25 protein-coding genes are annotated in these 26,498 nt (G+C 65.7%); 5 read left to right on the top strand and 20 right to left on the bottom strand.

Features of this window, described 5'->3' with window-relative positions; all coding sequences use genetic code 11:
* The first annotated feature begins 144 nt into the window (after positions 1-144).
* From gltX to AUP43_RS19040, 3 genes are all read left to right on the top strand, one after another.
* Positions 145-1,554, top strand: a complete 1,410-nt coding sequence (gene gltX / locus AUP43_RS12085; RefSeq protein ID WP_067557235.1) for a glutamate--tRNA ligase — start codon at positions 145-147, stop codon at positions 1,552-1,554.
* A gap of 120 nt (positions 1,555-1,674) precedes the next feature.
* Positions 1,675-2,979 (top strand): citrate synthase, encoded by a 1,305-nt coding sequence (gltA, locus tag AUP43_RS12080; protein WP_067557228.1) that lies wholly within the window; start codon positions 1,675-1,677, stop codon positions 2,977-2,979.
* Between the two features lie 36 nt (positions 2,980-3,015).
* Positions 3,016-3,231, top strand: a complete 216-nt coding sequence (locus AUP43_RS19040) for a hypothetical protein (RefSeq protein ID WP_157089338.1) — start codon at positions 3,016-3,018, stop codon at positions 3,229-3,231.
* Between the two features lie 79 nt (positions 3,232-3,310).
* Here AUP43_RS19040 and gloA read toward each other — a convergent pair whose 3' ends face one another.
* The 16 genes from gloA to rpsB form a co-directional block, all read right to left on the bottom strand.
* Positions 3,311-3,745 carry a lactoylglutathione lyase gene (gene gloA / locus AUP43_RS12075; RefSeq protein ID WP_084462769.1) on the bottom strand — a complete coding sequence of 145 codons (435 nt, stop codon included), beginning with the start codon at positions 3,743-3,745 and terminating at the stop codon, positions 3,311-3,313.
* 26 nt (positions 3,746-3,771) lie between these two features.
* Entirely contained in the window at positions 3,772-4,941 is a 1,170-nt protein-coding gene (gene lpxB / locus AUP43_RS12070; protein WP_067557226.1) for a lipid-A-disaccharide synthase, read from the bottom strand.
* Positions 4,938-5,801 carry an LpxI family protein gene (locus AUP43_RS12065; protein WP_407668469.1) on the bottom strand — a complete coding sequence of 288 codons (864 nt, stop codon included), beginning with the start codon at positions 5,799-5,801 and terminating at the stop codon, positions 4,938-4,940. Before AUP43_RS12065 ends, lpxB begins: the two co-directional genes overlap by 4 nt.
* On the bottom strand, positions 5,767-6,633 hold the full coding sequence (gene lpxA / locus AUP43_RS12060) for an acyl-ACP--UDP-N-acetylglucosamine O-acyltransferase (protein WP_067557222.1): 867 nt from the start codon (positions 6,631-6,633) through the stop codon (positions 5,767-5,769). Before lpxA ends, AUP43_RS12065 begins: the two co-directional genes overlap by 35 nt.
* The gene (gene fabZ / locus AUP43_RS12055; protein WP_067557221.1) at positions 6,633-7,121 is read right to left on the bottom strand and encodes a 3-hydroxyacyl-ACP dehydratase FabZ; all 489 of its coding nucleotides are present in this window, start codon (positions 7,119-7,121) and stop codon (positions 6,633-6,635) included. Before fabZ ends, lpxA begins: the two co-directional genes overlap by 1 nt.
* Positions 7,122-7,124: 3 nt before the next feature.
* Complete coding sequence (lpxD, locus tag AUP43_RS12050; RefSeq protein WP_067557219.1) at positions 7,125-8,156, bottom strand: UDP-3-O-(3-hydroxymyristoyl)glucosamine N-acyltransferase; 1,032 nt, start codon at positions 8,154-8,156, stop codon at positions 7,125-7,127.
* A gap of 10 nt (positions 8,157-8,166) precedes the next feature.
* A complete protein-coding gene (locus AUP43_RS12045; protein WP_084462768.1) occupies positions 8,167-8,748 on the bottom strand; it encodes an OmpH family outer membrane protein in 582 nt (193 codons plus the stop codon).
* Between the two features lie 2 nt (positions 8,749-8,750).
* The gene (bamA, locus tag AUP43_RS12040) at positions 8,751-10,943 is read right to left on the bottom strand and encodes an outer membrane protein assembly factor BamA (RefSeq protein ID WP_232315131.1); all 2,193 of its coding nucleotides are present in this window, start codon (positions 10,941-10,943) and stop codon (positions 8,751-8,753) included.
* A gap of 163 nt (positions 10,944-11,106) precedes the next feature.
* Positions 11,107-12,240, bottom strand: a complete 1,134-nt coding sequence (gene rseP / locus AUP43_RS12035) for an RIP metalloprotease RseP (RefSeq protein ID WP_067557217.1) — start codon at positions 12,238-12,240, stop codon at positions 11,107-11,109.
* 11 nt (positions 12,241-12,251) lie between these two features.
* Positions 12,252-13,472, bottom strand: a complete 1,221-nt coding sequence (locus tag AUP43_RS12030; RefSeq protein ID WP_084462767.1) for a 1-deoxy-D-xylulose-5-phosphate reductoisomerase — start codon at positions 13,470-13,472, stop codon at positions 12,252-12,254.
* The gene (locus AUP43_RS12025) at positions 13,463-14,299 is read right to left on the bottom strand and encodes a phosphatidate cytidylyltransferase (protein ID WP_198154895.1); all 837 of its coding nucleotides are present in this window, start codon (positions 14,297-14,299) and stop codon (positions 13,463-13,465) included. Before AUP43_RS12025 ends, AUP43_RS12030 begins: the two co-directional genes overlap by 10 nt.
* Complete coding sequence (locus AUP43_RS12020) at positions 14,292-15,023, bottom strand: isoprenyl transferase (protein WP_067557213.1); 732 nt, start codon at positions 15,021-15,023, stop codon at positions 14,292-14,294. Before AUP43_RS12020 ends, AUP43_RS12025 begins: the two co-directional genes overlap by 8 nt.
* A gap of 15 nt (positions 15,024-15,038) precedes the next feature.
* On the bottom strand, positions 15,039-15,596 hold the full coding sequence (gene frr, locus AUP43_RS12015; protein WP_084462765.1) for a ribosome recycling factor: 558 nt from the start codon (positions 15,594-15,596) through the stop codon (positions 15,039-15,041).
* A gap of 47 nt (positions 15,597-15,643) precedes the next feature.
* Complete coding sequence (pyrH, locus tag AUP43_RS12010) at positions 15,644-16,393, bottom strand: UMP kinase (protein WP_067557209.1); 750 nt, start codon at positions 16,391-16,393, stop codon at positions 15,644-15,646.
* A 119-nt stretch (positions 16,394-16,512) separates the two neighbouring features.
* Positions 16,513-17,439, bottom strand: coding sequence for a translation elongation factor Ts (gene tsf, locus AUP43_RS12005; protein ID WP_067557206.1), 927 nt, complete (start codon positions 17,437-17,439; stop codon positions 16,513-16,515).
* A gap of 120 nt (positions 17,440-17,559) precedes the next feature.
* On the bottom strand, positions 17,560-18,348 hold the full coding sequence (gene rpsB, locus AUP43_RS12000; protein WP_067557204.1) for a 30S ribosomal protein S2: 789 nt from the start codon (positions 18,346-18,348) through the stop codon (positions 17,560-17,562).
* A gap of 219 nt (positions 18,349-18,567) precedes the next feature.
* On the opposite strand from rpsB, the gene AUP43_RS11995 reads away from it, so the two are divergent.
* Together AUP43_RS11995 and AUP43_RS11990 are read left to right on the top strand one after the other, a co-directional pair.
* Positions 18,568-18,756: a hypothetical protein gene (locus AUP43_RS11995; RefSeq protein WP_067557202.1), complete on the top strand. Its 189-nt coding sequence runs from the start codon at positions 18,568-18,570 to the stop codon at positions 18,754-18,756.
* Positions 18,757-18,765: 9 nt separating this feature from the next.
* Positions 18,766-19,347: a hypothetical protein gene (locus AUP43_RS11990; protein ID WP_067557199.1), complete on the top strand. Its 582-nt coding sequence runs from the start codon at positions 18,766-18,768 to the stop codon at positions 19,345-19,347.
* A 2-nt stretch (positions 19,348-19,349) separates the two neighbouring features.
* Here the strand turns inward: AUP43_RS11990 and dnaE are convergent, their stop codons facing one another.
* The 4 genes from dnaE to AUP43_RS11970 all read right to left on the bottom strand — a co-directional run bounded on the left by dnaE (position 19,350) and on the right by AUP43_RS11970 (position 26,440).
* The gene (gene dnaE, locus AUP43_RS11985) at positions 19,350-22,844 is read right to left on the bottom strand and encodes a DNA polymerase III subunit alpha (protein ID WP_067557196.1); all 3,495 of its coding nucleotides are present in this window, start codon (positions 22,842-22,844) and stop codon (positions 19,350-19,352) included.
* A 94-nt stretch (positions 22,845-22,938) separates the two neighbouring features.
* Positions 22,939-24,429: a type III secretion system effector protein gene (locus AUP43_RS11980; protein WP_067557193.1), complete on the bottom strand. Its 1,491-nt coding sequence runs from the start codon at positions 24,427-24,429 to the stop codon at positions 22,939-22,941.
* A gap of 74 nt (positions 24,430-24,503) precedes the next feature.
* On the bottom strand, positions 24,504-25,187 hold the full coding sequence (locus tag AUP43_RS11975) for an ABC transporter ATP-binding protein (RefSeq protein ID WP_067557191.1): 684 nt from the start codon (positions 25,185-25,187) through the stop codon (positions 24,504-24,506).
* A 5-nt stretch (positions 25,188-25,192) separates the two neighbouring features.
* Entirely contained in the window at positions 25,193-26,440 is a 1,248-nt protein-coding gene (locus AUP43_RS11970) for a lipoprotein-releasing ABC transporter permease subunit (protein ID WP_067557188.1), read from the bottom strand.
* Positions 26,441-26,498 lie beyond the last annotated feature (58 nt).

Here is a 26,498-nt window from a genome sequence, read left to right as displayed (position 1 = left end):
AGCTTAGACGAGACTGGGTGAGGGGAGACCGGCGCGGACGGTGCGGGTCTCCTCTTCCGCCCCTGGCTCTGGGCTTTTTCGGGGGAGCTGTGCTAAACAGCACGCACTCTCAAACCGTACCGTCCGCAATAAGCGATCCGATCCATGGATGTCGTCACCCGTTTCGCCCCGTCGCCGACCGGCTACCTGCATATAGGCGGGGCCCGCACGGCGCTGTTTAACTGGCTCTATGCCCGCCATACCGGCGGCAAATTCCTGCTGCGCATCGAGGATACCGACCGCGCCCGCTCGACCGAGGCGGCGGTGGGGGCGATCTTCGAGGGCATGAAGTGGCTGGGCCTGGACTGGGACGGCGAGGCGGTGATGCAGTTCGCCCGCGCCGGCCGCCATGCCGAGGTCGCGCATGAGCTGATGGCGCGCGGCAACGCCTATTACTGCTACTGCTCCCCCGAGGAGCTGGAGGAAATGCGCGAGAAGGCCCGCGCCGAGGGCCGCCCGGTGCGCTATGACGGCCGCTGGCGCGACCGCCCGGCCAGCGAAGCCCCGGCGGGCGTGAAGCCGGTGGTCCGCCTGCGCGCGCCGCAGAGCGGCCAGACGGTGATCCAGGATCAGGTGCAGGGCGAGGTGACGGTCGCCAACGAGCAGCTCGACGATTTCATCCTGCTGCGCGCCGACGGCACGCCGACCTATATGCTCTCGGTCGTGGTCGACGATCACGATATGGGCATCACCCATGTGATCCGCGGCGACGACCATCTGAACAACGCCTTCCGCCAGACCCAGCTCTATCAGGGCATGGGCTGGGAGGTGCCGAGCTTCGCGCATATCCCGCTGATCCACGGGCCGGATGGGGCGAAGCTGTCGAAGCGACACGGCGCGCTGGGCATCGAGGCCTATCGCGACATGGGATTCCTGCCCGAGGCCATGCGCAACTACCTGCTGCGCCTGGGCTGGGGCCATGGCGACGAGGAGATCATCCCGACCGAGAAGGCCGTGGAATGGTTCGAGCTTAGCGGCGTCGGCCGCTCGCCCTCGCGCTTCGACATGGCGAAGCTGGAGAATCTGAATGGCCATTACCTGCGCGAGGCGGACGATGCGCGGCTCGCCGGACTGATCCTGCCGCGCCTGGCTGAGCTGATCGGCCAGCCGGTCGACGAGGCCGGCAAAGCGTTGTTGACCGCCGGCATGAACGGGCTGAAGCAGCGCGCCAAGACGCTGGTGGAGCTGGCGGACAGCGCCGCTTTCTATGTCCGCCCGCTGCCGCTGCCGATGACCGACAAGGCGGCCGGCCTGCTGACCGACGAGGCCAAGGGCGTGCTGGCGCGCCTGTCGGCCGTGCTGAGCGATGCCGGGACATGGGAAGAGGCGGCGCTGGAGGAGCAGGTGCGGAATTTCGCCGAAACCGAGGGTTTGAAGCTGGGCGCCATCGCACAGCCCTTGCGCGCGGCGCTGACTGGTTCCACCATGTCGCCCGGCATATTCGAAGTGCTGGCGCTGCTGGGCAAGGAAGCGGCGCTACGCCGGATTGCCGCCGCTTCCGGTGCCCTGTCGTAAGCGCTTGCAGAAGCGCTATTGGCTCGCCAAACCCATCGAGCACCATATATATTGCGATGCAACACAAAGGCCGTTCGGCCAGATAACCCCGTCCGGGGTCCGTAAGAGGGGAGTCCCATAATGACCGCGAATACGCCGAAGCCGATGCGGCTTGTCGATCCCACGACCGACAAGACCAGCGAATTTCCCGTCATGGAGGGGTCCGTCGGCCCGAAGGTGATCGATATCCGCAAGCTCTATGCGGAAACCGGCTGCTTCACCTACGATCCGGGTTTCACCTCCACGGCTTCCTGCGAATCCAAGATCACCTATATCGATGGCGATGAGGGCGTGTTGCTGCATCGCGGCTATGCGATCGAGGACCTCGCCGAGAAGTGCGATTTCCTGGAAGTCGCCTATCTGCTGATGAATGGGGAGTTGCCGAGCCAGGACGAGAAGGCCAAGTTCGAGCACGACATCACGTATCACACGATGGTGCATGAGCAGATGGCCCATTTCTTCCGGGGCTTCCGCCGCGATGCGCACCCGATGGCGATCATGTGCGGCGTGGTCGGCGCGATGTCGGCCTTCTATCACGATTCCACGGATATCGAGGATCCGCGCCAGCGGATGATCGCCTCCTACCGGCTGATCGCCAAGATGCCGACGATTGCGGCCATGGCCTATAAATACTCCGTCGGCCAGCCCTTCATGTATCCGAAGAACAAGCTGTCCTACGCGCAGAACTTCCTGCAGATGACCTTCGGCGTGCCGGCCGAGGATTATGTGGACAATCCGGTCCTGTCCGAGGCGATGGACAAGATCTTCATCCTGCATGCCGATCACGAGCAGAACGCCTCGACCTCGACGGTCCGTCTCGCCGGCTCCTCGGGCGCCAACCCGTTCGCCTGCATCGCCGCGGGCATCGCCTCGCTGTGGGGCCCGTCGCATGGCGGCGCCAATGAGGCGGTGCTGAAGATGCTGGCCGAAATCGGCGACAAGAAGCACATCCCGGAATTCGTGAAGCGCGCCAAGGACAAGAACGATCCGTTCCGTCTGATGGGCTTCGGCCACCGGGTCTACAAGAATTACGATCCGCGCGCCAAGGTCATGCAGGCCACCTGCCGCGAAGTGCTGAGCGAATTGGGCATCAAGGACGACCCGCTGCTCGACATCGCCATGGAGCTGGAGAAGATCGCGCTGGAGGATGAGTATTTCATCGAGAAGAAGCTCTATCCCAACGTCGATTTCTATTCCGGCATCATCCTGAAGGCGATGGGCTTCCCGACCAGCATGTTCACCGTGCTGTTTGCCGTTGCGCGGACGACCGGCTGGGTGGCACAGTGGAAGGAAATGATCGAAGATCCGGTCCAGAAGATCGGACGCCCACGCCAGCTCTATACCGGTCACCAGGCGCGCAAGTTCGTTCCGCTGAACAAGCGCTGATCCGGCCAGGGCGGCATTACAGGGGAGGCACCCAGCGTGCTTCTTGACAGGCAGAAAGGGCGGTCCTACAGGGCCGCCCACGGGGCCGCCGGTCCTGCCGCCCGGTCCAGCATCGTCACCGGCCGGCGGCTGATGCGGCCGACGCCCGCCGCAAACGACAATCGCGCCCCCCGGCGCGACGGCTTCATGCCGCGCGTGCTTCTCATTGGCGCCCTTGCCGCGCTGGTCGGCGCCGTGATGAGCCTGAATTAGGGTGCCCCAGACCAAATCCGGGCGCGACGAATAAAAAACCCTCTCCCAATCGGGAGAGGGTTTTTTAGGCCTTTGCCGGCTATTTCTTCTCGATCAATTCGACCTTGTAGCCGTCGGGATCCTCGATGAAGGCGATGACGCTGCCGCCATGCTTCATCGGTCCGGGCGGACGCGGGATTTTCACGCCCTCGGCCTCCATGCCGGCGCAGGTGGCGTAGATATCGGGCACGCCGATGGCCATGTGGCCGTAGCCGGACCCGATGGTATAGGGCTCCGCCTGGTCCCAATTATGGGTCAGCTCGATCACCGTATTGGCGCTTTCGTCGCCATAGCCGACGAAGGCCAGGGTGAAGCGGCCGCTCTCGTAATCGGTGCGGCGCAGCAGCTTCATGCCGAGATGGCGGGTATAGAAGTCGATGGATTTGTCCAGGTCGAACACGCGGATCATCGTGTGGAGCATGCGGAACTTGCTCGTATCGACCGCCGGACGTTCTTCCATAGCCGTGGTGGACATGGGAAATTTCCTTCGCGATTGACGTTTCAGACCCTGACTGTAGCGCATTGCGCGGCGATTTCGAGCACCTTGTCGGCCGCTACGCGACTGGGCGGCACGCCATTCCCGCCCAGCCTGTCGTAGAGCTGCGCCGCCGCCGCCTGCTGGTCCGCCAATTGCCTGCCGCCGGCCAGCAGCGGCTCCAGCGCCGCTTCCAGCGCATCGGCCGTGCAGGCATCCTGCAGCAATTCCGGCACCATCTCGCGCCCCAGCAGGATGTTGGGCAGGGTGGCGTGCGGCAGCTTCACCATGCGCCGCACCATCTGGTAGGTCAGCGCGTTGACCTTATAGGCGGCGACCGTCGGCAGGCCGGCCAGCACCAGCTCCAGCACCGCCGTTCCGGCGGCCGCCAGCGCCAGATCGGACGCGGCGAACAGGTCGGCCTTCTCCGCCGCCCCTTGCGTCACCACCGCCTTCACCGGCCAGCGGGAGACCGCCTCCAGGATCATGGCATGTACCCCGGCGACGGCCGGCACCGCGACATGCAGGTCGGGATGGCGCGCCGCCAGCCGTCCCACTGTCTCGCCGAAGACGGGCAGCAGGCGGCTCGCCTCCCCGCCCCGGCTGCCGGGCAGCACGGCCAGCAGCGTTGCCTCCGCCGGAATGCCGTGACGCGCGCGGAAGGCGGCGCGGTCGCCGCGCGGATTCTCCACGCTGGGATGGCCGATATAGGTGGTCGCCAGCCCATGCCTGGTGAAATAAGGCGGCTCGAACGGCAGGATCACCAGCAGATGGTCGAGGAAGCGCGCGATCTTCTCCGCCCGCTTCGGCTTCCAGGCCCAGACCGTGGGAGCCACCAGATGCACCAGCGGCACGCCCTTGCCGCGCAGCTTCTTCGCCACCCGGAAGCAGAAGCCCGGCGCGTCGATGGTCAGCAGCACGGCGGGTTTCAGCCGCTCGATCTCGCGCACCGTCTCGTCGATCCGGCGCAGCAGGCGCGGGATGTGCGGCACGATCTCCAGCAGCCCCATGATGGCCAACTCATCCATCGGAAAGCGGCTTTCCAGCCCCTGCTCCGCCATCTCCTGCCCGCCAATGCCGGCGAAGCGCACGGAACCGCCGGTGGCGGCGCGCAGCCCGGCCATAATCTTCGCGCCCAGCGCATCGCCCGAGGGCTCGCCGGCGATGACATAGATCAGCGGCCCCGCGGCGCTCACGCCGTCTTCTCCAGCCCGATAACGAACAGCCCCAGCCGGTCGGCCGCCTCGATCACCGCCGGACGGTCGACCAGCCAGGCCCCGCCGGCATCGATGGCGATGCCGCGCAGGCCGGATGCGGCCGCCTTCTCGATGGTGGAGACGCCAATGGTTGGCAAATCGACGCGCTCGTCCTGGCCCGGCTTGCGCAGCTTCACCAGCACGCCGCCCAGGCCGTCGCGGCGCAGCGGGCCGACGCGCGCCAGCAGCGCGTCCGTGCCCTCCACCGCCTCGACGCCCAGGCAGATGCCCTGCTGCACCACCGCGCCCTGGCCAACATCCAGCGGCCCCAGGGCGCGCAGAATGGCGATGGCGCGGTCAATATCGGCCTGCGCCGCCGAGTCGGGCGCATGGCGGCCCAGCACGCCCGGCGTGGCGAGCAGCCCCTGCAGCACGGAATCGGCGCGGACCACGCGAAACCCCTCCCCCTCCAGCACCTTCACCACGGCGCGCAGCAGCGCATCGTCGCCGCCGGCGAACATCTTGGGGCCCATCTTGGCGATCAGCTTGGTGGCGGTCCAGTCAGGCCGCAATTCCGGCAGCGACGGGCGGCGGACCGAACCGGCCAGCACCAGATCGCGCACGCCGGCCCCGCGCAGCGCCTCCAGCGCGGCGCCCACGGCGCCCATCCTCAAGGTCACATGGGGGGTGCTGGCGACCAGGGCCGGATCGGCATGGCCTTCCAGCGCGATGACGAAGAAGCGGCGACCCTGGCGGGTCAGCGTCTCGATCAGCCGGCGCGGAACCTCGCCGCCGCCGGCGATAATGCCGATGGCCTCCGGCCCGTCATCCTTCATCGCCGGCATCGCCAGCGGAATCACGCCCGGCGCGGCGATCCTGGGAACGCTCCTCGGGTCGGGGGTGGCACAGGCCGCGCGAGGCATCGTTGCGCACGAAATCGACCAGTTCGCGCACCACCGGCACGTCGCCATGGGCGGCGGCGATCTCAGCCAGACGCTCGGCCAGGGTGCCCTGATCCTCGAACAGCGCATCGAAGGCGGCGCGCAGCGCGCGCATGGCGGCGCGGTCATAGCCGCGGCGCTTCAACCCAATCAGGTTAAGGCCGTTGAGATGCGCGCGCTCGCCCATCACCAGCCCGTAGGGAATCACGTCCTGATCCACCGCCGACATGCCGCCGATCATCGCGTGGCGGCCGATGCGGCAGAATTGATGCACTGCGGACAACCCGCCCAGGATGGCGAAATCCTCCACCACCACATGGCCGGCGAGGGTGGCGTTGTTGGCCAGGATCACGCGGTTGCCGATGCGGCAATCATGCGCGACATGGCTGCCGACCATGAACAGGCAATTATCGCCCACCTGGGTCAGCAGGCCGCCGCCCTCGGTGCCCGGATTCATCGTCACATGCTCGCGGATCACATTGTCCGCGCCGATCACGAGGCGCGATTCCTCGCCCTTGAATTTCAAATCCTGCGGCGGCAGGCCAATGGAGGCGAAGGGGAATATCTGCGTGCGCGCGCCGATGCTGGTGCGCCCGCCGACCACGACATGGGCGTGCAGCACCACGCCCTCGCCCAGATCGACATCCGGGCCGACGATGCTGTAGGGGCCGATGCGCACATCCGCGCCGACCCTGGCAGCGGGATCGACGATGGCGGTCGGGTGAATGGCCGGCGCGGCGGTGGAATCCATCAATCGTCCATGATCATGGCGGTATAGGTCGCTTCGGCGACCACCTTGCCGTTGACCTTCGCCTCGGCGGAGAATTTCCACACCGATTTGCGGTGCTGCTCCTTGGTCACATGGATGTACATCGTGTCGCCCGGCGTGACCGGCTTGCGGAACCGCGCCTTTTCCACCGACATGAAATAGACCAGCTTGCTCTCGGCCGACGGGCCCAGCGTGGCGACCACCAGCACGGCCGCTGTCTGCGCCATGGATTCGATGATCATCACCCCCGGCATCACCGGACGGCGCGGGAAATGGCCGGTAAAGCAGGGCTCGCCGATGGTGACGTTCTTGATGCCGATGGCCGAAACGCCCGGCACCACGTCGATGATGCGATCCACCAGCAGCAGCGGATAGCGGTGCGGAATCATCTCCATGATCCGCTCGACATCGATCAGGTCGATCTTGTCCTGTGCCTGGCCCTGCGCGGCCGCGGTCGTCACGTCGTTCATCCCTTATTCGTCCTTGCTTCCCTTGCCCTTATAGGCGAGGCGCTGCTGACCCACCAGCCGGCGCCACTCCCGAATCGGCATAGCCGGATAGCCCGCATATACGGCGCCCGCCGGAACATGCGACAGCACGCCGCTCTTGCCCGCGATGACCGCCCGGTCGCCGATGGTCGAATGGTTCGCCACCCCGACCTGCCCCGCCAGCGTCACATAATCGCCAAGGATGGAGCTGCCGGCGACGCCAGCCTGGGCGACCAGAATGCATCCCCGTCCTATGCGCACGTTATGCGCGATCATGACCAGATTATCAATGACGGTGCCGCGCCCGATAACCGTGTCCGGGCCACTGCCCCGGTCGATGGTCGTGTTAGCGCCAATCTCCACATCATCCTCGATGATCACCCGGCCGAGATGCGGCACCTTGGTGCGGCCCGACGCATCGAGGTCGTAGCCGAAGCCGGTATTCCCGATGACAGCGCCGGAAGCGATCTGCACCCGCGCGCCGATCAGGCAGTAGCTCAAGGTCGCATTGTTGCCGATGACACAGCCGGCCCCCAGCTCCACGCCGCGCTCGATGACCGTATTCGCGCCGATCCGGCAACCATCGCCGATCGATACGTTGGCGGCGATCACCACATGCGCCTCGATGCCGACATCGCGGCCGATCCTGGCGCTGGGATCGATGAGGGCGGTGGGGTGGATCGTCGCCTCCGGCGTCTCCTCCGGATGGAAGGCGGCGGCGATGCGGGCGAAGGCGCGGCGCGGCTTGTCGCAGACCAGCACCGCCATGCCGGCGGGTGCGCGCTCGACCAGGGTCGGCTCCACCAGGAAGGCGCCGGCCTTGCTCTCGGTGAAGGCGCGCACATAGCGGCGGTTGGCGATGAAGGCGATATGCTCCGGCCCGGCCGTCTCCAGCGTGGCCACATCGGCGATCAGCTGGTCCGGGTTGGTGCCGTCGGCCAGCTTGGCCTCGGCGATCCCGGCAAGCTCGGCCAGGGTCTTGGGCGGAGTGGTCAGAAAGAAACGCGGATCGGCCATAACGCCTTCTCTATTGGATCGGCGGCAGTTTGACCGTCACCGATGTCAAACGCTGATTCAGGCGCTTCAGCGCCTCCTCCGAAATATCGATGCCCTTCTCGGCCAGCACGATGGCGGATTTAGACAGGATGGCCGTGGCCTTCCGCTCCTTGGCGATGTCGGCGACGATCTCCACAAGGGCGATGCGCACCTGCTCCATCGCCTGGCCATAGGCCTCGTCGAGCTGGCGCTTCTTACCCTGAACGCCGCGCTGCACCTCGACCACGCGCTGCTCGAATTGCTGGCGGCGCTGCTGGAAGGCTTCCGGGTCCAGCACGCCGCGCTGTTGCGCCAGCTCCTGCTCGGCGGCCCGCAATTCACGCTCCTGCCGGGAGATTTCCTCCTGGTAGGTCGAGCGCTGCACTTCGATCTGGTCGCGGATGGTGCGCGCGGCTTCAGAGGCGCGCAGCACCCCCTGCACATCGATGAAGGCGATGCGCGACATCGGCAGTTCCTGCGCCCCGGCCGGCGAGGCCGTGGGGAAGGTCACCGCCAAGGCCGCGAACAAAGCCAATACCGTAACCGCGTTGCGGCGGGCCTTCACGAGACGCATGGTCAGAACCGGGTTCCGAAGCTAAACCGGAAGAATTCCGTTTCGTCGAAATCTTCCTTCACGACGGCCTGGGCGAAATCGAGGCGCAGCGGCCCCATCGGCGATTCCCAGAGGAAGCTGAAGCCGACCGAGGCGCGGATCGAATTCACGTCCGAGATGCCAGGGCCGCTGGCCGAGACATCCCAGGCCGAGCCGAAATCGGTGAACAGGCCGCCGCGCACGCCCATTTCCTTCGGAAAGCCGAGCGGGAACAGCACTTCGACGGTGCCGGAATAGTAATTCTCCGCCCCCAGCGAATCGCTGGTCCGCACGTCGCGCGGGCCGACGCCGCCATATTCGAAGCCGCGCAGATTGGCGCCGCCCAGGAAGTAGCGGTCGGCGATCTCGATATCCTTGCCGCCATAGCTGGTGATGTTGCCCACCTCGCCGCGGGTCGAGAAGGTCCAGACATCGCTCAGCGGATAATAATAAGAGCCGGAGACCGAGTTGCGGACATAGGCGGTGTCGCCGCCCAGGCCGGCCACGTCGTTGCGATAGCTGAGCATGTAGCCGTCGCGCGGATCGATGCGGCTGTCGCGCCGGTCGTAGGTGAACTCGTTGCCGACCACGGAGCTGGTCGACTTGCCTTCCTGGTCGCGGATGAAGAAGGAGGCGTTGTCGTCGACATTGCGGATTTCCGTCGTGCTCAGCGTATAGCGCACGGTGTGGCGGAAATGCTCGGTGATCTGATAGCCGGCGCGCAGCGAGAAGCCGTCGCGGCGCAGATCGTAGGAGCTTTCGTCCTGATAGTCCGTGGTCAGGCGGAACAGGTCGAAGCCGGCGGCGATGTTCTTGTCCAGGAAGTACGGCTCGGTGAAGCGCACATCGAATTCCTGGCGCCGCGCCGACAGGGTGAAGCCCAGGCTGAGATCCTGGCCGCGCCCCAGCAGGTTGCGCTCGCGAATGCGGATGTCGCCGATCAGCGCGTCGCGGGTCGACACGCCGAAGCCGAAGGACAGCTCGCCGGTGGAGCGCTCGTCGACGGTTACGTCGATCTTGGTCTTGTCCGGGCTGGTGCCTTCCGTGGTGGTCAGGCGCACATCGTTGAAGAAATTGAGGTCGCGGATGCGCTGCTGCGATCGGCGGATGCGCGAGGTGTTGTAGGCGTCGCCTTCCACCAGCCGCATCTCGCGCCGGATAACCTTGTCCAGCGTGCGCAGATTGCCCTTGATGTTGATTTCCTCGACATAGACGCGCGGCCCTTCGCGCACCACCAGGGTCAAATCGACCGTGCGCCCCTCGCGGTCGCGGTTCAGCTGCGGCTGGATGTCGACGAAGGCATAGCCCAGATTGCCCAGCCGCTCGGTCATCGCCTCGATGATCCGGTCGATCAGGCTGGCGTCGTACCAATCGCCTTCCTGAATTTCATTGAGGTCGGCTTCGAGCACCGCCGGGTCCAGGCCTTTCAGCGTGGCCTGGATATCGACCTTGCCGAATTTATAGCGCTCGCCCTCATCCACCGTGAAGGTGATGTAGAAGGCCTGCTTGTCCGGCGCCAGCTCCGCCACCGCCGACAGCACGCGGAAATCGGCATAGCCGTTGCGCAGATAATAGCGGCGCAGCAATTCGCGGTCGAAGGTCAGGCGGTCGGGATCGTAGGTGTCGTCGCTGCTGAGGAAGCGGTACCAGGCGGATTCCTTGGTCGAGATTTCCTCGCGCAGGGACCGGTCGCTGAAACGCTTATTGCCGACGAAGGAGATGCGGCGGATTTCCGTGCGCTCGCCCTCGTTGATCTCGAAGGCGAGGTCGACCCGGTTCTGGTCGAGCTGGATCACCTTCGGCTCCACCGTCGCGGCGAAGCGGCCGCTGCGCCGGTAGACGTCGAGGATGCGCTGCACGTCGTTCTGCACCTTGGTGCGGGTATAGACGACACGCGGGCGAAGCTGCACCTCGCGCTGCAGCGTTTCGTCGTCGGTGCGCTTGTTACCCTCGAAAGCGATGCGGTTGATGATCGGGTTTTCCACCACGCGCACGACCAGCGTGTTGCCTTCGCGCCGGATCGCCACATCGGCGAACAGGCCGGTGGCGAACAAGGTTTTCAGCGAGCGGTCCAGCGCCAGCGGATCGAACGCATCGCCGGCCCGCACGTTCAGATAGGACAGAACAGTGCCCGGATCGATGCGCTGGCTGCCCTCGACCCGTACATTGGCGATCACCCCGCCGCCCGGAACCTGACTCGGTGTCAGGCCCTGCGCGTGTACCGCAGACGGGATCGTAGAGAAAATGGCCAACCCAGCGGCAATCAGCCAGCAGGTTAGCGCGGTGCTGAGCAGGCCTCGCGACACTGGATAGAACCCCGATCCCCGTTTCGTATATTTTCTAGCCGATCAGCGAGCCCAGGAATTCGACCACCCGAAGCTGCACCAGATCGTTCCACGTGGCGAAAACCATCAAGGCGACGACCAGCGCAAGCCCCGCCATGGAGGCGTATTCCTGCACCCGCTGCCCCAGAGGCTTACCACGAACCGCCTCAGCGGCGTAGAATAAAAGGTGCCCACCGTCAAGAACGGGGATCGGGAAAAGATTGATAAGACCGAGGTTTATGGAAAGGATCGCCATAAACCAGATGAGCGGGACGATGCCGCCCTGGGCCACTTCGCCGGACATCTGGCCGATGCGCAGCGGCCCGCCCAGCTCGTCCGTGGAGCGGGTGCCGACGATGATCTGCCCGACCGCCTTCAGCGTCACGCCGGTCAGGAACACGGTCTCCTTCGTCGCCTGCCAGACCGCCGTGAAGGGGTCGTGACGGACGGTCTGCAACTGGTTGCTCTGCACGCCCAGGCGACCCACCGTGCGCTCATTGCCGAAGCGGTCGGTCAGCACATGCGGCTGCGGGGTCAGCGTCATGTCGAGCTGCTGGCCGCCACGCTCCACCACCACGGCGAGCGGCTGACCCGGCCGGTCCTGCACGACGCGCTGCAATTCCTCGAAGCGGCTGATTTCCTTGCCGTCGACCGAAACCACGCGGTCGCCGCCGCGCAGGTCGGCCTGCGCCGCCGCACTGCCCGCCACCACCTCGTCGACCACGGCCGGGGTGAAGGGCTGGCCGACAATGGCGTACAGCCCGCTCAACAGCAGGATGGCGAACAGGAAATTCACGCCCGGCCCGGCGGCCACGATGGCCGCGCGCTGGCCCAGCCGCTTGTGATGAAAGGAGACGGCTTTCTGCTCCGCCGTCATCTGCTCCAGCTCGGCACCCGGGGTGCTGGCCGGGTCGGCGTCGCCATACATCTTCACGAAACCGCCCAGCGGCACCGCGCTTACCTTCCAGCGCGTGCCGCTCTTGGCCGTCCAGCCGAAGATTTCCGGCCCGAAGCCGATGGAGAAGGTTTCCACCTTCACCCCGTTCCAGCGCGCCACCAGGTAGTGTCCCAGCTCATGCACGAAGACCAGGATCGACAGCACCAGGACGAAGGGCACGACGTAGTTCAGGAAGCCGGAGAAAATGTCCATAAAGCCTACCGTTAAAATCCAGCGATAAGGTGCTGGCGCGCTTGCGCCCGTGCCTCGCGATCCAATTCCAGAACGTCGGACAGATCGCCGACCTGCCCACCCTGGAGCGTTTCGAGCGTCTGCTCGACCAGCCGGGCGATATCGAGAAAACCGATGCGGCGCGCGAGGAAGCTTTCCACCGCGACCTCGTTCGCAGCATTGAGAATAGTAGGAGCGCCCCTGCCCGTTTGCAAGGCGGCCCGCGCCAATCTCAAGGCCGGGAAGCGCTGTAGATCCGGCGCTTCGAAGGTCAATTGGGACAGCGCGGCCAGGTCCAGACGCGGCGACGGCGCCGCTATCCGGCGCGGCCAGCCCAACGCGTAGGCGATCGGCGTGCGCATGTCCGGCGTGCCGAGCTGCGCCAGCACCGAGCCGTCGACATAGCTGACCATGGAATGGATCACCGATTGCGGATGCACCAGCACGTCGATCCGCTCTTCCGGCAGGTCGAACAGGTAATGCGCCTCGATCAGTTCCAGCCCCTTATTCATCATGCTGGCGGAATCGACGGAGATTTTCGCCCCCATGTCCCAGTTCGGATGCGCCACCGCCTGCTCCGGCGTGGCCTCGGCCATATGGGCGTGGCTGGCCTCGCGGAACGGGCCGCCGGAGGCGGTCAGCGTCACCCGCTCCACCGTTTCCGGCTGGGTGAAGTCAAACACCTGGAAGATCGCGCTATGCTCGGAATCGACCGGCAGCAGCGTGGCGCCGGATCGCGCGATCTCCGCCAGCACTAGGTCGCCGGCGCACACCAGGCACTCCTTGTTGGCCAGCGCCACGATCGCGCCACGGCGGATCGCCGCCAGGGTGGGCGCCAGCCCGGCCGCGCCGACGATGGCCGCCATCACCCAATCGGCCGGCCGCTCGGCCGCCTCGACCAGCGCCTCCGGCCCGGCCGCGCACTCGATGCCGGTGCCGGCCAGGCGCTGCTTCAGCGCCATATGGCAGCGCGGATCGGCAATCGCCACGAAGCGCGGGCGTAGGGCCAGCGCCTGCTGCACCAGCAGGTCGATATTGGCCCCGGCGGTCAAGGCCTCGACGGTGAAGCTGTCCCGGTCGCGCAGCAGCAGGTCGACCGTAGAGCAGCCGACCGAGCCGGTGGACCCCAGGATGGTGACCCGGCGCGGCGCCGGGGCGGGCGCCGCCAGGCCAGGCGTCTGCACCGCCAGCCCCTGCAGCCGCCCTAATGCCATTGCAGCACACTCGCGCCGCTCAGCGCGGTCGCCAGCGCGATGGTCGGCAGGCTGGTGATGAAACCGTCCAGCCGGTCGAACAGCCCGCCATGGCCGGGAATGATGGCGCCGGAATCCTTCACGCCGAAATGCCGCTTTACCGCCGATTCCGACAGATCGCCCATCTGCGCCACCACCGCCATGATGGCCGAGACCACGGCGATCAGCGGAATATCGCCCTCGCCGATCAGCAGAATCGTGGCGGTGCCGACCAGCGCAGCCGAGAGCATGCCGCCGATCAGGCCGGCCCAGGTCTTCTTCGGGCTGATGCGCGGGGCCAGCTTCGGCCCGCCGATGGTGCGGCCGGAGAAATAAGCGCCGATATCGGTGGCCGCGATCACCGCGACCAGCCACAGCGCCGTCTGCACGCCCATCGGATCGTTGCGGATGAACAGCAGCGAGATCGCCGGCAGCACGATCACCGGGATGCCGGCGGCGAGCCACAGCCCGCGTGGCAGCTTGGCGATCTTCGCCATGACCAGCATGGCCAGGAACAGGATCGCGGTCAGGATGGCGGCGATATCGAATCCGCCGAAGAAATAGCCGATCACCGGCTGCGGCGCGCCGGCGGTCATCGCGCCGATCAGCCAGGGATTGCGGTCATGGCCGACCAGCCGCGCCCATTCCACCGCCATCATGAACACGGCGGCCAGCACGACCATCTCGATATAAGGGGTGCCCAGCCAGATCGCCGCGACGGCCGGCGGTGCGATCAGGATGGCGGAGACGATCCGCAGCGGCAGTTCGGCGTAGGAGGATTTGGGGGTGAGGGCCAAGGGGTCAGCCAACGGCCGCACCATAGCGGCGCTCTCGGCGGTGGAATTCCCGGATCGCTTCCTCGAAATGCTCATGGGCGAAATCCGGCCACAGCGTGTCGAGGAACACGAACTCCGCATAGGCCGCCTGCCACAGCAGGAAGTTGCTGATGCGCTTCTCGCCGCTGGTGCGCACGATCAGGTCGGGGTCGGGAATATCGGCCGTCTGCAGGTGCGCGCCGACCAGTTCCTCATCGATTTGCGCCGGGGCCAGATCGCCCGCCGCCACCTTCTGCGCGATGCGCCGCATCGCCTCGGCGATTTCCTGCCGGCTGCCATAGCTCAGCGCGATGATCAGCGACAGGCCGCCATTGCCGGCGGTCAGCGCCTCGGCATTCTCGATCAGCGCCACGATGTCGGCCGGCAGCTTGCCGCGGTCGCCGATGACGCGCAGCCGGACATTGTTGGCATGCAGCTCGGCGATCTCGCGGCGCAGATAGAAGCGCAGCAGCCCCATCAGATCGTCGACCTCGCTGAGCGGGCGACGCCAATTCTCGCTGGAGAAGCCGAACAGCGTCAGATACCCGACGCCCAGCTCGGCCGCGCTGCGCACGGCGCGGCGCACCGCTTCCGCGCCCTGCCGGTGACCGGCGGCGCGGGGCAGGCCGCGCGCCATCGCCCAGCGCCCGTTGCCATCCATTATGATGGCGACATGGGCGGGCGGCTGCGGCGCCTGGGTCTTTTCGACTACGGCCATGACGGGATCGACGGCTCAGACCTGCATGATTTCTTTGTCTTTGGTCGCCAGCGCCCCATCGATCTCGCCGATGGTGTCGTCGGTCATCTTCTGGATGTCCTTCTCGAAGCGGCGATGCTCGTCCTGGCTGATCTCGCTGTCCTTCTCCAGGCGCTTCAGCAGATCCATGCCGTCGCGGCGCACATTGCGCACGGAGACGCGGGCCTGCTCGGCGTATTTGGCGGCCACCTTGGTCAGCTCCTGGCGGCGCTCCTCCGACAGATCGGGGATCGGCAGGCGGATCACCGTGCCCTCGGTCTGCGGGTTGAGGCCGAGGCCGGCCTCGCGGATCGCCTTCTCCACCGCCTTCACCATGCCATTGTCCCAGACCTGGACGGTGATCATGCGCGGCTCCGGCACGCTGATGCTGGCCACCTGGTTCAGCGGCATGGCCGAGCCATAGGCCTCCACTGTGATCGGATCGACCAGGCTGGTGGAGGCGCGACCGGTGCGCAGGCCGGCGAATTCGGTACGCAGCACATCGACCGCCCCCTTCATCCGGCGCTGGATATCCTTCAAATCGGGCTGTGCCACGTTTTTTCCTCCCCTACTGCGAAGCCTAGCAAATCCTGAAATTAAGACTATTCGGTGATTTTCGTAAAAAGGCCACGGCCGCACAGCACGTCGCGGAAAGCGCCGTGATTGTGAATCGAAAACACCAGGATGGGAATGCCGTTCTCGCGCGACAGCGAGATCGCGGAGGCATCCATCACCTTCAAATCCTTCGACAGCACATCGAGGTAGGTCAGCGTGTCGAAGCGCACCGCATCCTTGTTGCGCTTGGGATCGGAATCGTAGACCCCGTCCACCTGGGTCGCCTTCAACAGTGCGTCGCAGCCCATTTCGGTGGCGCGCAGGGCGGCCGCGGTATCGGTGGTGAAGAACGGGTTGCCGGTGCCGGCGGCGAAGATCACCACGCGGCCCTTCTCCATATGGCGGATCGCCCGGCGGCGGATATAAGGCTCGCAGACCGCATGGATGTGCAGGGCGGATTGCACGCGCGTGGTGATGCCGCAGCGCTCCAGCGCGTTCTGCATCGCCAGGCAGTTAATCACCGTGGCGAGCATGCCCATATAGTCGGCCGTCGCCCGCTCCATGCCGGCGGTGGCGCCGGAGATGCCGCGGAAGATGTTGCCGCCGCCGATCACCAGGCAAACCTCGACGCCCATTTCGCAGACGGCGCGAATCTCGCTGGCGGTGCGTGCCACCATATCGGGATCGAGGCCGTATTCCCGGTCGCCCATCAGGGCCTCGCCGGAAATCTTCAGCAGGACGCGGCGATAGTGCGGTTTGTCGCCGGCTGTGTCGGACGAGGTTAACTCGGTCGGCATGGCGGATTCCTTCTGAAGCCTGAATGCGAGCCCGGCAGGCCGCCCGAAATTATCGGAGGACCTGCCGGAGGTACAAGCCGTTCCGCAACCGGCCCTGTCTTGGCCGGCGCGGCGAAGGATCAGCTGGCCTTGGCGGCCGCGGCGACCTCGGCGGCGAAGTCGCCCTGCTCCTTCTCGATGCCCTCGCCCAGCGCGAAGCGCAGGAAGCCGGTCACCTTCACCGGGGCGCCGATTTCCTTGGCGGCATCCTCGACCACCTTGGAGACCTTGGTCTTGCCGTCCATCACGAAGACCTGCTCCAGGAAGCAGACTTCCTCGTAATATTTACGGATGCGGCCCTCGACCATCTTCTCGATGATCTCGGCCGGGCGACCGCTGGCCTTGGCCTGGTCGACCAGCACGTTGCGCTCGCGCTCCAGCAGGGCCGGGTCGAGATCGTCGGTGCCCAGCGAAGCCGGGTTGGCGGCGGCGACATGCATGGCGAGCTGCTTGCCGAGCGTCTGCAGCTTCTCCGCGTCGCCGCTCGACTCCAGGCCGACCAGCACGCCGATCTTGCCGAGGCCCGGCGCGACCTGATTGTGCATGTAGCTGGCGACGACGCCCTGCGAGACCGAGAGCTGCGCGATGCGGCGCAGGTTCATATTCTCGCCGATGGTCGCGATCTGGTGACCCAGTTCCTCGTCCACGGTGCGGCCGGTGCCCGGATAGGCGGCGGCCTTCAGCGCGTCGATGTCGCCGGCGGCCAGCGCCAACTCGGCCACCTTGGCGACGAAGCCCTGGAAGGTCTCGTTGCGGGCGACGAAATCGGTCTCCGAATTCACTTCCACGATGGCGGCCTTCGGGCCCTGGGCGGCAACGCCGACCAGGCCTTCGGCGGCGACGCGGCCGGCCTTCTTGGCAGCCGCGGCGAGGCCCTTCTTGCGCAGCCAGTCGACGGCGGCTTCGATGTCGCCCTGGGTCTCGTTCAGCGCCTTCTTGCAATCCATCATGCCGGCGCCGGTCTTCTCACGAAGCTCCTTGACGAGGGCGGCGGTAATCTCGGCCATGATCTCTTCCTTCCTGTCGTTTCCGGCCAGCCGGCGTCGGCGCCGGCCGGCGTAGCGGCTCTCTTCCAAAACGAGCGGCGGCACAAGGCCGCCGACCCGTAAACTCTAAAGCAAGACGGTTTAGGCCGAGGCCTGCACCGTCTCTTCGCTGGCCGGCTCCGCCGGAACGGTTTCGGCCGGGACATCCTCGGCGGCGCCGATATCAGCGCCCGAGGCGACCATCTCGGCCTGCAAACCGTCCAGCACGGAGCTGGCGACCAGCTCGCAATACATCTCGATGGCGCGCATGGCGTCGTCGTTGCCCGGGATCGGGAAGGCGATGCCGTCCGGGTTGCAGTTGCTGTCGACCACGGCGATGACCGGGATGCCCAGCTTGTTGGCTTCCTGGATGGCGATGGCTTCCTTGTTCGTGTCGATCACGAACAGAACGTCCGGCAGGCCGCCCATCTCGCGGATGCCGCCCAGCGCACGGTCCAGCTTCTCGCGCTCGCGGGTCAGGTTCAGCAGCTCCTTCTTGGTCAGGCCGTGCGTATCGCCGGCCAGCTGCTCGTCCAGGTCGCGCAGGCGCTTGATCGACTGGGAGATGGTCTTCCAGTTGGTCAGCATGCCGCCGAGCCAGCGATGGTTCACGTAATACTGGCCGGAGCGCGTGGCCGCATCGGCGATCTTCTCCGCCGCCTGGCGCTTGGTGCCGACGAACAGCACGCGCCCGCCCTGGGCGGTCACGTCGCGGATCGCCTGCAGGGCGCGGTGCAGCATCGGCACCGTCTGCTCCAGGTCGATAATGTGCACGCCATTGCGCACGCCGAAGATGAAGGGGGCCATCTTCGGGTTCCAGCGACGGGTGTGATGGCCGAAATGGACGCCGGACTCAAGGAGCTGGCGCATCGAGAAAGAGGGCAGAGTCATAGTGTAAAGTGTCCTGTCATTTTCCGGTTAATCCTCCGCGGGCAGTTCGCCTGGCTGTGAAACCAGACACCGGAGCGACCGTGGCCTATCGGCCCCGGCCACGCGACCCGCGTGCGAGATTGGGCGGTGCTATAGCCCCCTGGGCCCGATTTGGCAAGTGCGGCGAGCGCACCATATGAGTTATTCTCATCGGAACAAGGGGCAGCACAGGAGATAATCATGGCGGCGACAAAGCGCAAGGAAGCCCCGCCCCCGGTCGGCAGCCCGGAGGATGTGAAGCTGTTCAAGAAGGCCAGCAAGGAGTGGCTGGCGGAAAATGCCGCCACCCCTGAAAAGGCGCGTGAGACGCTTATCCGCCTCGGCATCTACACCAAATCGGGAAAGCTGCATAAAAACTACGGTGGATAAGCGCTCGCCATGCACGACCTCTCTTCCCATTTCGTGCTGGGCTATCACGGATGCGACAAGAAGGTTGCGGAGCGGCTGCTGAAGGGAGCGCCGTTCAGAACCAGCGATAATGACTGGGACTGGCTGGGACCCGGCATCTATTTCTGGGAAGCCAATCCGAAGCGGGGATTGGCATTCGCTTCGGACATCAGCCGTTTGAAGCGCGGGCCGAAAATCGATGCGCCCTATGTCATCGGTGCGGTCATTGATCTGCGTTCTTGCCTCGACACCACGACACTCTCCGGCATTGCGATGGTCGAAAGCGCCTATGGAATGCTGCAAACGCTCCATGCGGAAATGGCGGAACCCCTACCCTCTAACAGCCGCGACCTCCTGCGCCGCTACCTAGACTGCGCAGTAATGAAGGTGATGCATACCAGCCGGAAGGAACAAGGCTTGCCGCCGGTGGACACCGTGCGAGGCATCTTCGTCGAAGGCGATCCACTCTACGAGAATTCCGGCTTTTACGCCAAGACGCACACGCAGATCTGCGTGTGCAATCCGGATTGCATCAAGGGCGTGTTCCGGGTGCCCGACCGCTTCCTGACATAGGGTCAGATATCGCGCACCTCGACGATGCCGGGGATCGATTTGATGGCGGAACGCATGCCGGCGTTGATCTGGTAGCCGCCGGGCAGGGCCAGCTCTACTTCCTGCTCCTCGATGTCCATGACCAGGCGAACCTTGCCCCTGCCCTGCCCCTGGCCGTCGAACAGCGTCTTCAGATGCGCCAGCGGGGCATCGTCGCGCAGGAATATCTTCAGGCCGGTGACGGCGTTGGCGACGGCCTTGTCCAGCGGCTCCACGCTGTTGGCCAGCAGGCGGTAGCTCTCGCCCTCGGCGCGGGCGTCGGCGGAGACCAGCAGCGGCTGGCCGCTATCGATCAGTTCGCGGGTCTGGGCCAGGATTTCCGAGAATAGCGTGATCTCGAACACGCCGGTGCGGTCGGTCAGCGTGACGAAGGCGAAGCGGTTGCCGGATTTCGAGGTGCGCTCCTGCTTGGAGACCAGAATGCCGGCCAGCTTCACCCGCTTGGAGCCGCCGCTGGCGGACAGCAGCGGCAGGATATTGGCCGATTCCACCACCTCGATGCGCTCCAGCGACTTGCCATAGGCGTCCAGCGGATGGGCCGACAGATAGAAGCCCAGCGCGTCGAACTCATATTGCAGCTTCTCCATGATCGGCCAGTCCTGCCGGTCGCGGAGCGGGATTTTAGATGCAGTAACTTCAACGCCCAGAAACATAGGCTCGTTACTAACTCGCTGCTGTGCCGCTGCGCTGGCATGGCGCATCAACGTCTCCAGCCCCTCATAGAGCTTGGCGCGGTTGCGCTCCATCCCATCGAACGCGCCTGCAGCCACCAGATTTTCCAGCTGGCGCTTGTTCAGGCTGCGCGGGTCGGCGCGCTGGGCGAACTCGCCCAGGTTCTTGAACGGCCCCTTGGCGCGGCGTTCCTCGATCAGCAGCCCCATCGCCTGGGCGCCGACATTCTTCACCGCCGCCAGGGCGTAGCGGATCGCGCCCTTATCCTCCGGCGAGGCGCGCTCGACCGAGAACACCACCTCCGACTTGTTGATGTCGGGCGGCAGCAGGTCGATCTTCAGGCGCTGCAATTCCTGGCGGAACACGTTCAGCTTGTCGGTATTGCCGAGATCGAAGGTCATCGACGCGGCCAGGAACTCGACCGGGTAATTCGCCTTCAGATACGCCGTCTGGTAGGCGACCAGCGCATAGGCCGCCGCGTGGCTCTTATTGAAGCCGTAGCCGGCGAATTTCGCCACCTGGTCGAAGATGTCGGACGCCTTGCCGGCCGACACGCCGCGCCCCACCGCGCCATCGACGAACAGCTTGCGCTGGGCGTCCATCTCCTCCTTGATCTTCTTGCCCATCGCGCGGCGCAGCAGATCGGCGCCGCCCAGGCTGTAGCCCGACAGCACCTGGGCGATCTGCATCACCTGCTCCTGGTAGATCATGATCCCGTAGGTCTCGGTCAGGATCGGCTCCAGGGTGGGATAGAGATAATCCGGCTTCTCCGTGCCGTGCTTGCGGTTGATGTAGCTGGGGATGTTGTCCATCGGGCCGGGGCGGTACAGCGCCACGACCGCGATGATGTCCTCGAAACGGTCGGGCTGCAGCTTGCGCAGCACGTCGCGCATGCCCGAACTTTCAAGCTGGAACACGCCGGTCGCGTCGCCCCGGCTGAGCATCTTGAAGGTCTTCTCGTCCTCCAGCGGTATCGTCGTCAGGTCGATCTCGACGCCGCGCTGGCGGATCAGCCGTTCCGCCATCGCCAGCACGGACAGCGTCTTCAGGCCCAGAAAGTCGAACTTCACCAACCCGGCGGTCTCGACATATTTCATGTTGAACTGGGTGACCGGCATGTCCGAGCGCGGGTCTCGGTACAGCGGCACAAGCTGGTCCAGCGGCCGGTCGCCGATCACCACGCCGGCGGCGTGGGTGGAGGCGTGGCGGTACAGCCCCTCCAGCTTCAGCCCCATATTGATCATTCGGCCGACGGTCGGATCGTCGTCGCGCTGGCGTTGCAATTCCGGCTCGCCCTCGATGGCCTGGGCGAGGGTCACCGGATTGGCGGGGTTGTTCGGCACCAGCTTGCAGATGCGGTCGACCTGGCCATAGGGCAGTTGCAGCACGCGCCCCACATCGCGCAGCACGGCGCGAGCCTGGAGCTTACCGAAGGTGATGATCTGCGCCACCTTGTCGGTGCCGTAGCGCTTCTGCACATAGCGGATAACCTCGTCGCGCCGCTCCTGGCAGAAATCGATGTCGAAGTCAGGCATCGAGACGCGTTCGGGGTTCAGAAACCGCTCGAACAGCAAATTCCAGCGCAGCGGGTCGAGATCGGTGATGGTCAGCGCCCAGGCGACGACGGAGCCGGCGCCGGAACCGCGGCCCGGCCCGACCGGTATGCCCTCATTCTTCGCCCAGCGGATAAAGTCCGCGACGATCAGGAAATAGCCGGGAAAGCCCATTTGGTTGATAACGTTCAGCTCGAAGTCGAGCCGGTCGCGATAAGGTTTCGCCAGCGCCTCGCGCTCGGCATCGTCGGTCACATCGGTGAGGACGTGCCGCCGCAGCCGATCCTCCAGCCCCTCGGCCGCCTGGACGCGCAGCTCCGCCGCCTCGTCGCGGCCCTCGCCGGTGGTGAAGGCCGGCAGGATCGGCTTCACCTTGTCCGGGTAATAGGCGCAGCGCCGGGCGATCTGGATCGTATTGTCGATGGCTTCGGGCAGATCGGCGAACAGCGCGCGCATCTCGGCAGCCGATTTGAAGCGGTGCTCGCGCGTCAGCCGGCGGCGCTTCTCCTCCACCACATAGGTGCCCTCGGCAATGCAGAGCAGCGCATCATGCGCCTCGTACATCGCCTCGTTGGCGAAATAGCAATCGTTGGTCGCGACCAGCGGCAATTCATAATCATAGGCCAGATCGAGCAAGGCCGCCTCGATGCGACGCTCGGCATTCATGCCGTGGCGCATCAGCTCGACATAGAGCCGGCCGGGGAACAGGCCGATCAGCCGCTTCAGCACATCGACGGCGGCGTCGCGCTGGCTTTCCAGCAGCAACCGCCCGACCGGCCCGGCCGGCCCGCCGGTGAAGCACAGCAGCCCCTCGTTGGCGGCCGCCAGATCGGCGAAGGAGATCTGCGGCAACTCGCCGGTCGGGGTTTCCAGGAAGGCCTTGCTGACCAGCTTCATCAGATTGAGGTAGCCGGCCTTGTCCTGCACCAGCAGCACAAGCTGGTCCGGCGGCGGGTTGGCGTGGCCCGCGCCGCTGACGTTGAAATGGCGCGGATCGGCCTTCTGCTCGCGGCGCAGATTGATCTGGCAGCCGATGATCGGCTGGAGGCCGGCCCCGGTCGCGGCCCCGGCGAACTCCAGCGCGCCGAACAGGTTCGCCGTATCGGTCACCGCCACCGCCGGCATGCGGTGTTCCTGGCAGAGCCCGACAAGCTCCTTCAGCTTCAACGCCCCTTCCGACAGTGAATAGGCGGAATGGACGCGCAGATGGACGAAATCGGCATGGCTGGACATGGCGCTAGGATTCCACGTCCGGCGCGCCGGGTCATCGGGAACAGGAATAGAACATCATCTTGTGGTCGTTAGATTACCGGGTAGCGATATATGGCTATTTCCAGGTCAGCGCCAGCATCGGCCGGGGAACCCGTGGACGGTTCGGCGGCCCGCGATACAGCACCAGCGCATTGTGCGGGCCGGGCTGCAATTGCGGCGGCTGGTAGGGCACCAGGGCTAAATTCTGCTGTTGCGGTGGACGGTACGGCACCAGCGCCATGCTCTGCGGCCCCTGCACCGGCGGACGATAGAGCACCAGCTGCCCGCCGCCGATATTCTGCTGGGGCGGTTGATAGGGCACGAGCTGCCCGCCGCCGATATTCTGCTGCGGCGGCTGATACGGCACGAGTTGCCCGCCGCCCACCATCGGCGGCGGCTGGTAGAGCACGAGTTGCCCGCCGATAGCCGGCGGCATCTGGTTGCGCAGCGCGCCGCCATGGCCGAAGCGCGCTCCCAGCCCATAGGCCAGTCGGAGCGAATTTTCGCTGGTGTTCGGGCCGGCGATGGCGCGCCGCTCCTCCAGATTATCGTAATGCTGGTCATAGCCGACGCGCGAGCGGCCGCGGGTCATCCGCTTGGCGTGCAAAAGCTCGTGCGCCAGCGTCAGGAAAAGCGGCGTCGCCAACGGCCCGCCGCCCTGCGCGTTGACGGCGAAGACATCGGCATCGTCGAGGGTCGGCTCGACGGCGACGATGGCGGCCGAGCCCAGCGGCACGCCGCCGTTCAGCGGTGGCAAGGTCCCGCCATTATGCAGGTCGATATTCGCCTTGGTGCCGACGACCGCGCCGACATAGGCATCAAGGTTGAATCCGGCATGGCCCATGAACGGCACCGGATCGGTGAAGGTCACGCCTGGCGACAGCCCGGCATGCTGGGGCACGACCGGCGGCGGCGGGCCGATGCGGAAGCCGTTGCCAGTATTGCGGCGCTGGGCGACCTGCTGCTGCAGCATCGCCATCGCCTGGCGCGTCTGGTTGGTCAGCGGCACGATGCGCACCGTTACCGGATGGTTCAGCAGCTTGCGGATCAGCTTGCGCCCTTCCGGCGTCTCCAGCAGCGTCGCGAAGCTGGCCAGCACGCGATTGCGGAAGCCCGCCACCTGCACATTCTGCCCGTTCAGGATCAGCCGGCCGTAATCTCGTTCCTCGATGATGACGCTGCCCTGCCCGTTCACCAGCATGGCCCAGAGCTGCTGGGCCTCGCCCTGATTGTCGTTGCGCGCGAAGATCGCGCCTCCACCATGGGCCTGAACCGTCTGCCGCTCATGTTCGGCCCGCACCTGGTTCATCAGGTCGAGGATCACGTCGCGGTCCATATGCAGCGGATGGGCCACGATCCAATCGTAGAGATGGCCGCGCAGCGTGCTCAGCAATTGCAGCCGCTGCTGCACGCTCAGACTGCCCTCGACACGGTTATAGCGCGCGACCTGGGTGACGAGGCGCGTCAACTCCGGCGACTGCCCGTTCAGCGCGCCCAGCCCGCCGGGGGCGTTGATCTGGCGCTGGATGGTGCCGGGGCGGCCCGGCCGGGTTGGCATGCGCAGCATCGGGCGGCCCTCCTCGCTTGCGAAAAGAGTAGCAACCGCGCTGTGATTATGCACGCAATAAGTGTATTAAGCCTCTAGCGCTCCACCACGATGCCGTCGCGCATCTCCAGGATGCGGTCCATCCGGGCGGCGAGGTCTAGATTATGGGTGGCGATCAGCGCCCCCAGGCTGGCGGCGTGGCAGATGCGACGCAGATAGCCGAACACGTCTTCCGCCGTATGCGGGTCGAGATTGCCGGTCGGCTCATCGGCCAGCAGCACGTTGGGCACATTGGCCATCGCGCGCACGATGGCGACACGCTGCTGCTCGCCGCCGGACAAACGCGCCGGACGATGATCCTCGCGCGCGCCCAGGCCCACCATGGACAACAGCTCTCGCGCCCTGTCCTCCGCCTCCCTGCGCGACAGGCCGGCGATGAGCTGGGGCAGGATGACATTCTCGATGGCCGAGAATTCCGGCAGCAGATGATGGAACTGATAGACGAAGCCGATGCGGTGGCGGCGCACCTCGGTGCGGGCGGCGTCGTCCATCGTGCCGCAGGCCTGACCGCCGACATAGACCTCGCCCTCGGTCGGGCGCTCCAGCAATCCTGCGATCTGCAGCAAGGTGGATTTGCCGGCCCCGGACGGGCCGACCAGCGCCACCATCTCGCCCGGCCGCACGGCCAGCGACACGCCGCTCAACACTTCGAGCTGGCGGCCGGCCTGTTCGAACCGGCGGATCACGCCATCCAGCAGCAGGGCGTTGTTCTGGGACATGGTGCCTACTCGTACCGCAGCGCTTCGACGGGATCCTGCCGGGCGGCGCGCCAGGCGGGGTAGAGGGTCGCCAGGAAGGTCAGCAGCAGCGCCATCAGCACCACCGTCACCACCTCGCCGCTATCCACCTTGGCCGGCAGCTTGGACAGGAAATAGATTTCGGCGTTGAACACCTGCGTGCCGGTCAGCGCCTCCACCCAGCCGCGGATGGTCTCGATATTCAGGCAGAACAGCAGCCCCAGCAGGAAGCCGGCGACGGTGCCGACCACGCCGATCGACGCGCCGGTCATGAAGAAGATGCGCATGATCATGCCCTTCGATGCCCCCATGGTGCGCAGCACGGCGATGTCGCGCCCCTTATCCTTCACCAGCATGATCATCGAGGAGATGATGTTGAAGGCGGCTACCAGGATGATCAGCGTGAGGATCAGGAACATCACGTTGCGCTCCACCTTGATCGCGGTGAAGAAGCTGGAATTGGCCTGCTGCCAGTCGAACACCCGCTTGCCCGGCCCGATGGCCGTGGCGATGGGATCGCGCAGCCGGGCCACCGCGTCCGGGTCGGTCAGCATCACGTCCAGGCCGGTCACCGCCTCGCCCAGGCGGAAGAAGGTCTGCGCGGAATCCAGCGGCATATAGATGAAATTATTGTCGTATTCGTACATGCCGATCTCGAACAGCGCGGCGATCCTGTAGGTCTTCATGCGCGGGATCGAGCCGAAGGCGGTCGGGTTCGATTGCGGGCTGATCAGGGTGAGCTGGTTGCCGACGGTCAGATTCATGCGCTGCGCCATGCGGCTGCCGATCATCACCGCGTCCGGCCCGGCGAAATCCTCCAGCGAGCCGGCCAGGATGTTGCCCGACAAAATCTCCCGGCGCTTCAGATCCTCCAGGCGGATGCCCTTCACCATGGCCCCGGCGGCGGTGTTGTTGGCAGTCGCCATCACCTGCCCCTCGACCTGCGGGAACACCATCACCACCCCGTCGACCAGCCGCACCTGGTCCGCCGTCGCCGCGTAATCGCGCAGCGGGCCGGACTGGGCGAACACCGAGACATGGCCGTTCACGCCCAGAATGCGGCCCAGCAGCTCGGCCCGGAAACCGTTCATCACCGACATGACGATGATCAGCGTCGCCACGCCGAGCGCGATGCCCAGCAGCGAGAAGCCGGCGATGACGGAGATGAACCCCTCCTGCCGCCGCGCCCGCAGATACCGGAACGCCACCATGCGCTCGAAGGCGGTAAAGATCATGCGGGTCTCCCGAAACGTGCACTCCCTCCCCCTCGACGGGGGAGGGTTGGGGTGGGGG

This window comes from Oceanibaculum pacificum, from assembly GCF_001618175.1.
GTDB lineage: Bacteria > Pseudomonadota > Alphaproteobacteria > Oceanibaculales > Oceanibaculaceae > Oceanibaculum > Oceanibaculum pacificum.
This window is presented reverse-complemented; position numbering and strand designations above follow the sequence as displayed.

What these genes read in the sequence shown, in the direction of transcription:
- pyrH (WP_067557209.1), bottom strand. Translation starts at nt 16,393, where the DNA reads ATGCCGACCGAGTTAACCTCGTCCGACACAGCCGGCGACAAACCGCAC.
- lpxD (WP_067557219.1), bottom strand. Translation starts at nt 8,156, where the DNA reads ATGGCCGATCCGCGTTTCTTTCTGACCACTCCGCCCAAGACCCTGGCC.
- AUP43_RS12030 (WP_084462767.1), bottom strand. Translation starts at nt 13,472, where the DNA reads ATGGCATTAGGGCGGCTGCAGGGGCTGGCGGTGCAGACGCCTGGCCTG.
- gltA (WP_067557228.1), top strand. Translation starts at nt 1,675, where the DNA reads ATGACCGCGAATACGCCGAAGCCGATGCGGCTTGTCGATCCCACGACC.
- AUP43_RS11995 (WP_067557202.1), top strand. Translation starts at nt 18,568, where the DNA reads ATGGCGGCGACAAAGCGCAAGGAAGCCCCGCCCCCGGTCGGCAGCCCG.
- AUP43_RS11990 (WP_067557199.1), top strand. Translation starts at nt 18,766, where the DNA reads ATGCACGACCTCTCTTCCCATTTCGTGCTGGGCTATCACGGATGCGAC.
- AUP43_RS12020 (WP_067557213.1), bottom strand. Translation starts at nt 15,023, where the DNA reads ATGGCCGTAGTCGAAAAGACCCAGGCGCCGCAGCCGCCCGCCCATGTC.
- dnaE (WP_067557196.1), bottom strand. Translation starts at nt 22,844, where the DNA reads ATGTCCAGCCATGCCGATTTCGTCCATCTGCGCGTCCATTCCGCCTAT.
- AUP43_RS11975 (WP_067557191.1), bottom strand. Translation starts at nt 25,187, where the DNA reads ATGTCCCAGAACAACGCCCTGCTGCTGGATGGCGTGATCCGCCGGTTC.
- tsf (WP_067557206.1), bottom strand. Translation starts at nt 17,439, where the DNA reads ATGGCCGAGATTACCGCCGCCCTCGTCAAGGAGCTTCGTGAGAAGACC.
- rseP (WP_067557217.1), bottom strand. Translation starts at nt 12,240, where the DNA reads ATGGACATTTTCTCCGGCTTCCTGAACTACGTCGTGCCCTTCGTCCTG.
- AUP43_RS11980 (WP_067557193.1), bottom strand. Translation starts at nt 24,429, where the DNA reads ATGCTGCGCATGCCAACCCGGCCGGGCCGCCCCGGCACCATCCAGCGC.
- AUP43_RS12045 (WP_084462768.1), bottom strand. Translation starts at nt 8,748, where the DNA reads ATGCGTCTCGTGAAGGCCCGCCGCAACGCGGTTACGGTATTGGCTTTG.
- gltX (WP_067557235.1), top strand. Translation starts at nt 145, where the DNA reads ATGGATGTCGTCACCCGTTTCGCCCCGTCGCCGACCGGCTACCTGCAT.
- gloA (WP_084462769.1), bottom strand. Translation starts at nt 3,745, where the DNA reads ATGTCCACCACGGCTATGGAAGAACGTCCGGCGGTCGATACGAGCAAG.
- AUP43_RS11970 (WP_067557188.1), bottom strand. Translation starts at nt 26,440, where the DNA reads ATGATCTTTACCGCCTTCGAGCGCATGGTGGCGTTCCGGTATCTGCGG.
- rpsB (WP_067557204.1), bottom strand. Translation starts at nt 18,348, where the DNA reads ATGACTCTGCCCTCTTTCTCGATGCGCCAGCTCCTTGAGTCCGGCGTC.
- lpxA (WP_067557222.1), bottom strand. Translation starts at nt 6,633, where the DNA reads ATGGATTCCACCGCCGCGCCGGCCATTCACCCGACCGCCATCGTCGAT.
- fabZ (WP_067557221.1), bottom strand. Translation starts at nt 7,121, where the DNA reads ATGAACGACGTGACGACCGCGGCCGCGCAGGGCCAGGCACAGGACAAG.